The 5,593-nt window shown below is 66.5% G+C and carries 12 protein-coding genes; 2 read left to right on the top strand and 10 right to left on the bottom strand.

The features are described 5' to 3' along the window. Positions 1–40 precede the first annotated feature (40 nt). The 10 genes from ACFRMQ_RS37285 to ACFRMQ_RS37240 all read right to left on the bottom strand — a co-directional run bounded on the left by ACFRMQ_RS37285 (position 41) and on the right by ACFRMQ_RS37240 (position 4,317). Entirely contained in the window at positions 41–412 is a 372-nt protein-coding gene (locus ACFRMQ_RS37285) for a hypothetical protein (protein ID WP_380735295.1), read from the bottom strand. Positions 413–972: 560 nt separating this feature from the next. Next, positions 973–1,179 (bottom strand): hypothetical protein, encoded by a 207-nt coding sequence (locus ACFRMQ_RS37280; protein ID WP_380735294.1) that lies wholly within the window; start codon positions 1,177–1,179, stop codon positions 973–975. 31 nt (positions 1,180–1,210) lie between these two features. Beyond that, on the bottom strand, positions 1,211–1,573 hold the full coding sequence (locus ACFRMQ_RS37275) for a hypothetical protein (protein WP_380735293.1): 363 nt from the start codon (positions 1,571–1,573) through the stop codon (positions 1,211–1,213). 80 nt (positions 1,574–1,653) lie between these two features. Continuing rightward, positions 1,654–1,890, bottom strand: coding sequence for a helix-turn-helix domain-containing protein (locus tag ACFRMQ_RS37270; protein ID WP_380735296.1), 237 nt, complete (start codon positions 1,888–1,890; stop codon positions 1,654–1,656). Between the two features lie 206 nt (positions 1,891–2,096). Next, a complete protein-coding gene (locus tag ACFRMQ_RS37265) occupies positions 2,097–2,423 on the bottom strand; it encodes a hypothetical protein (protein WP_380735292.1) in 327 nt (108 codons plus the stop codon). Positions 2,424–2,610: 187 nt separating this feature from the next. Next, a complete protein-coding gene (locus ACFRMQ_RS37260; RefSeq protein ID WP_380735291.1) occupies positions 2,611–2,832 on the bottom strand; it encodes a hypothetical protein in 222 nt (73 codons plus the stop codon). A gap of 65 nt (positions 2,833–2,897) precedes the next feature. Further along, entirely contained in the window at positions 2,898–3,392 is a 495-nt protein-coding gene (locus ACFRMQ_RS37255; RefSeq protein ID WP_380735290.1) for an NUDIX domain-containing protein, read from the bottom strand. A 60-nt stretch (positions 3,393–3,452) separates the two neighbouring features. Further along, on the bottom strand, positions 3,453–3,806 hold the full coding sequence (locus ACFRMQ_RS37250; RefSeq protein ID WP_380735289.1) for a hypothetical protein: 354 nt from the start codon (positions 3,804–3,806) through the stop codon (positions 3,453–3,455). Continuing rightward, on the bottom strand, positions 3,803–4,036 hold the full coding sequence (locus ACFRMQ_RS37245; RefSeq protein ID WP_380735288.1) for a hypothetical protein: 234 nt from the start codon (positions 4,034–4,036) through the stop codon (positions 3,803–3,805). Before ACFRMQ_RS37245 ends, ACFRMQ_RS37250 begins: the two co-directional genes overlap by 4 nt. 17 nt (positions 4,037–4,053) lie before the next feature. After that, entirely contained in the window at positions 4,054–4,317 is a 264-nt protein-coding gene (locus ACFRMQ_RS37240) for a hypothetical protein (protein ID WP_380735287.1), read from the bottom strand. A gap of 109 nt (positions 4,318–4,426) precedes the next feature. Here ACFRMQ_RS37240 and ACFRMQ_RS37235 point away from each other — a divergent pair, with 109 nt between their 5' ends. Beyond that, positions 4,427–5,254: a Scr1 family TA system antitoxin-like transcriptional regulator gene (locus ACFRMQ_RS37235; protein ID WP_380735286.1), complete on the top strand. Its 828-nt coding sequence runs from the start codon at positions 4,427–4,429 to the stop codon at positions 5,252–5,254. After that, positions 5,251–5,463, top strand: coding sequence for a DUF397 domain-containing protein (locus ACFRMQ_RS37230; RefSeq protein WP_380735285.1), 213 nt, complete (start codon positions 5,251–5,253; stop codon positions 5,461–5,463). The genes ACFRMQ_RS37235 and ACFRMQ_RS37230 overlap by 4 nt, the downstream gene beginning before the upstream one ends. Positions 5,464–5,593 lie beyond the last annotated feature (130 nt).

Here is a 5,593-nt window from a genome sequence, read left to right as displayed (position 1 = left end):
CCGAAAGGGGAGGGCGCTTTTCGTGTTTCCGGCCTGCGTGTCAGAGCCCTTGGGGACAGGGAATGTCTTCCCCGACGCGCGGGCAGGTAATGAGAGCGCGGGACACGTACTGACTGTTGTTCGGATACCAGCCCCAGACCACATCTGAGCCGGCGTCCAGCGCCAGCGTCTCCCGCACGAACTGCAACCGTGCCTCGTCGCTGCTGCCGTAGGACTCCGGGTGCGGGTACTGCCGCAGCTCCCCAGCCATCCAGGTCACGGCGTCCTCGATGGTGTGGAAGGTGCCCCGGATGAGCCTCCGCGGCTTCAGCAGCCAGTTTTTCACCTCCATGGGCGGTAGCTCGTCCTCGAAGGCCCTGCTCTCCGCGCGCTCGCGCCCGATCCACCCATACCCGTGCCAGTGACGTGCCATGACGCTCCCTCATGCCTGTGCCGGACCGGCCCCCAGGCCGGTCCGGCTGTGATCTCAGGCTAGCGACTAGTGCGCGTAGTCGCGCCCGTCGTCGCTGTCACCGGGCTGCGGGTTGCTCCCCTTACCGTCATCCGGGCTCTCGTCGGGGTCGACGGACAACACGTGGTGCGTCATGGTGCCTCCTACGGGTCGGAGGGCCCCACCCACGAACATGGGCAGGACTGAGCCCCGAGTAGCTGCCCAAGAGGCACCGGTTCAAACAGACCTCGGAGGACGGCCCGCGCGTAGCCGCTCATACTTGTTCTCCATCCTTACCGGGCCCGCGCACGTGATCGTCCGCGTCGTCGGTTTGCCGGCGGTGACCCGCTGAATCACGATGGTGGTCCACCGGATCGTGCCCGTCCCCGGGTCGGCACCCTGATTCCGGCTGACGACCGTCCACCGTCGAAGCGTTCCATCGAGGAACGATCCCCCGGGCGGCGGGAGTTGGAGCCGGAGAACGCACCGGTCGGACTGGGGGCACTGGCACGTTACCAAGGGCTCCACGGTGTACACGAGTCTTAGCGGCCCTTCCGCTCCAGGTCAGCAGCCTCCTGGTTGGCACGGTTGGCATACGCGATCGAATTGTGCGCACTGTGGCCGTAGCCGTGCTGCTGGTGGGCGGTGTCGGTGTGGGCCTTGGCTATCTCGCGGAGCTTTTCGCTCTCAGACTTCACGGGCTCCGCTGGCGCAGACTTCGCGGGCTCCGCCGGCTTCTCGTCAGACACGCTACTCCTCGTTGAGTTTCAAGACTGTGCGCTACTTCTTCTCCGTATCCAGACTGACCGTGACGTCGATGCCGGTGACCAGGGCGTACGAGACATGCCCCGTAGCCCGGGTGTGCTCGCCCATCCTCAGCGCGAGGTCGGGTACCGACAGCGCCTCTTCGAGTCCGACTGTCCAATCGCATTTAAAGCAGCGGGACGAGCCCTGCGGGAAGCAGTCCTGGTCAGGAACAACGGTGACATCAGCCAGCCGGATACCCATCGTCGGCTCCTCCTCGACCGGCGCAGGCGCTTCGTCGGGTACCTGCTGATCCGGACCGGGCAGGTCCTCAACACCCGCCGCCCAGTCGGCTCCCGGCCCGAAACCGATGTGCTCTGGGAGGAACGAATCTCGCATACCGACCCCCCTTTGATCAGGTGCGCGCCCGCAGCGGCGGCGGAGGGGGCGCCGGTACCGGGTGTACCACCACGGACCGGTCACGCAGCACCCGCGCCCGTCTTCCTTGCCCTGACGGTCTCGCTCCTGGCACCCCCGTGACCCCGGATGGCGGTCCCGGCCTCTTCCAGCAGCTGACGCACAAGAGCGAATGAACGACCGGTCTCCTCCGCGAGAGCGCGAATGGACGCCCCGGAGTCGTAATTCTTCCTGAGCTTGGCCGCGAACTTCTTACGCGCGGCGCCCTTCAGGTGACTCCCCTTCCTTCCACCGTCCATACCTGTGAGGGATATAGCCCGTGTGGTCCCTGCCATCGTGTCCCTCCCATAGAGATGAGCGCCGGCCTGTGTCCCCAGGTCGGACAAGGGTCTGAGTGCCGGTCCCCACCGGAGCTTTTTGTCAGAACAACCGTCGGGGACCGGCGTGCGCCCGGCCTGCCCGGTCCGGGACGCGACCCGGCACGCTTGCCGGGAGTCGAAAGGGATTACTTGGGAAAGTCCCGGTATGGAATGACCCCGAGGTCGAGGATCTCGGCGCGCGCGGCCTCTTCCGCATCGGGCGGCCCGACCTCTGCGAGGGGACACTCCCACACGTCGTCCACCGACCCCGGTTCCCGGAGGTAGGCGTACAGGTTCGAGGCCCGGTGGACGAACCCGAGCCGACCGCCGGCTCGCGTGTCCTTCGCGATGGACCCGATCGAGGGACCGTGCAGCTGGGGTTTCACGCCCGACGGCACCCGCTCGCGCTGCCGCGCCTCTCTGCGGAGGACAACCACGGTACGCTCGCTGCCCTTCGGACTGTTCCGTGCCATGTGATCCTCCTCGATGCTGGTGACGACAGTGGTCCCGCCCGCCCACGACGGGGGATGCGAGTACGGACGGGACCGTTCCCGTACCGGGACCCGCCCACTGGTGCTTCCCCGGGGCGGGGGTACGGGAGTTGGAACCTGTCCCGCCCAGCGGCCATGACACCCGGGCGGGACAGGGGTCTGCGAGGTACTACTCCGGCACCTTCGCCGGCGCCTCGATCCGGTGAGGTTCCCCGTCGTCATCCGTTACGTGGATTACGAGCGGCACGTCGTCAGCGATGAACAGTCCCCGGCGGACCTCGTCGGTGATGACCTCTTCGAAGGCTGTGTCCATGTCGTCCTCCGACTCGAAGGGGAAGAACATTGCCCCCTCGATCTCCAGCTCGTAGCCCTCGAAGCGATGGACTTCCACGCGTACCTCGCGCGGCGCGCGGGAACTCCAATCGGGGCCTTCGCACTCCCCGGCGTCTGCGGGATTCATCCGACGGGACGGCCGCGCAGCAGCAGCGGGAGGCCGCCGCCACGCTCGGCCGTGCGCAGGGCCTCGATCACGCGGGCCACCTGCTGCGGGTAGGTAACCTTCGTCAGATCACCGGGCGGGACCCAAACGGCCTCGATGACGCCCTCACCGGGCACCACCTTGCCCGCCCTACGCGCGCTGAGCCGTCCGCCCCAGAACACGAGGTTGATGCCCTCCGCCAGTTCTGCAACCGACACGTAGTCCACGGAGACCAACTGCCAGAGGTCCAGGGCCAGCCCCGTTTTCGTGTAAACCCACCGCGCGGCGGCCTCGTTGGGCGCCTCGTCCGCCTCCGCGCTTCCGCCCGGCAGGATCAGGTGAGCCGGCCTGTTCTTCGGCCGGACCATGAGGATTGCCCCATCCGGGTTCAGGGTCAGCGCCACGCACCCCAGGCGCAGGGCGGGCGGGTCGAACACCTCCGGGGGAGGGTCCATCGGAACGGTTTCAGTCAACTCTCCTGCTCCCTGTCTCAGTTGGGGTCGGCCGCGCCCGCGGCCTGTCATCGGTGGGGGTCAGTTGGGCCGGTTCGGCGGGCGGCCGGACCGTCCTCGACGCACGGGCACCGGGGCCAACTCCCTGACGACCTCGCACAAGTCGGCGATCTCGGCAGACTGGAGCTTGGCTTCCATGATTTCGGCGATCACTCCGGCGTGGAAAGCATCCGAGAGCACCTGATCCACCTGCTTCTCATCGGCGATCAGCTGATCCGCCGAGGCAGCTGCTCGGCGCTTCTTCGGGTTCAGCCACAGGACCGGGGGCGCGAACTGAAGGTGCGCGCCCCAGACCCACGACCACGTCACCCGGGGTGCCCGGATCAGGTCCCATACGATCCGACCGAGGTAGGCCAAACGGCCTCGCCAGTTCACGCGGCGACCGCGTTCTCGGCCCGGGTCATCGTGACGAGGGCCACGGTGCGGCGGCGCTGCACCTCCTGGTGATGCAGCTGTTCGAGCCGCCACGCACAGGGGTGACAGGCGTAAAGCTTGATCGTCACTCCGCCAACCGTGAGGTCTCCGAGAACGGCAACGAGCCGGTACACCTCGCACTTGAAGCACAAACCGAGGGCCCAGGCCGGGAACCGGAGGTAGAACTCCATGGGCGGATTGCCCGCGCTCACCACAGTCCACCGTCCACCCTGCGACGGTGCGGGTCCCCCGCCGTGCCGGCGGCGATCTCGACCGGCTCGACAGCCTTCACCTTCGACGGGTCAGCCTGGTGCTCGGGGGCGGAGTACCCCAGCGGGCGCAGGATGACCGATCCGAGGTACGGCTCCACGAACACGAACTCTCGCGGCTTGCCGTTCTCGTCCAGCCGACTCAAGTCCAGTACTACCTGGTGGCGTTGGAGGTTCTGCGGTCTCGCTACATCAGGAGGCATGGGGGGCTCCAATCCGTAACTGCACGGCTACCGGGGACGCCCACTCTCCTCTACACTTAGCGACTTCTCAACCTCTCAAATCTGTTTGCTCAGTAGCAAAGTGAGCCCCATGAACCGATCTGAGCCAGACCCCCGCGTGTCCCCTGAGGCGGAGTTCGGGGCCTTCCTTCGCAGCTCACGCGAGGCGCGGGGGTGGCTACAGAAGGACGTCGCACAGATGATCGGCTGCACGCCGACCCACATTTCAATGATGGAAACTGGTCGGAGAAGAGCAACTTCACGTGTGGCCCGTGGGCTTGATACTGCGTTTGCTATGGACCGCGTATTTATCAACAAGGCCTTAGCTGCTGAGTCAGCAACGCTTCTCGAAGGGTTCGCGGCCTACGTCGCCAAGGAATCGAAGGCGATCGAGTTGCGCCTCTTTGATCTCGGGATCGTCCCTGGGCTACTCCAGACCATGGACTACGCCCGCGCTATCGCGGCGGGGGCCGTCCGTCGTGGAGCCATCACGCAGGATCAAGCAGATGAACGGGTTGCCGTTCTCGGGCGCCGCCAGGCGAAGTTGCGTCGATCGCCAGCGCCTCAGGTACATGCCGTCCTTGATGAGAGTTGCATCACTCGGCCTGTCGGCGGTCCCGGGGTCATGGCCGGTCAGCTGGACGCGCTACTCGCCTTTGCCGAACTGCCGAACACCCTGCTACAGATTGCTCCGGTATCCATGGGCGAGGATCGTGCATTCGACCTGCCGGTGAACGTGATCACGCTCCCCGACCGCTCGCTCATGCTGTATGCCGAATCCGCGATCCAGGGGCACCTGGAGCGGGACAGTGGCGCAGTGGCGCCCATGATCACGGCCTACTATCAGCTACAGGGCCTTGCACTCTCTCAGGCTGAGTCAGTGGCCGTGATCAGACAGCGAAGGAAGGACTTGCCGTGACCGCGACCACCACCGACCCCGTGTGGACTAAGTCTTCATACAGCAGCAACGGCGGGAACTGCGTTGAAGTCGCGGGGAACCTGTCCGCTACCGGCGTCGTTCCCGTCCGCGACTCCAAGGACCCCTACGGCCCGTCCCTGGCCTTCTCGTTGGAGGGCTTCTCCGCCTTCGTGTCCGCGGTGAAGATCGGGCAGTTCGGCGAGGTCTGAACCGGACGGAACATAGGAGGCCCCCGCCCTGAGGGCGGGCCCTGCTCCGGACCACGGCCCGATCCCGCACCGCCTCACGGCCGGGCACGGCTCGGGCCCGGCACGGCACGGCACGGACCCGGCACGGCTC

The sequence above is a fragment of the Kitasatospora sp. NPDC056783 genome (assembly GCF_042789895.1).
GTDB lineage: Bacteria > Actinomycetota > Actinomycetes > Streptomycetales > Streptomycetaceae > Kitasatospora.
This window is presented reverse-complemented; position numbering and strand designations above follow the sequence as displayed.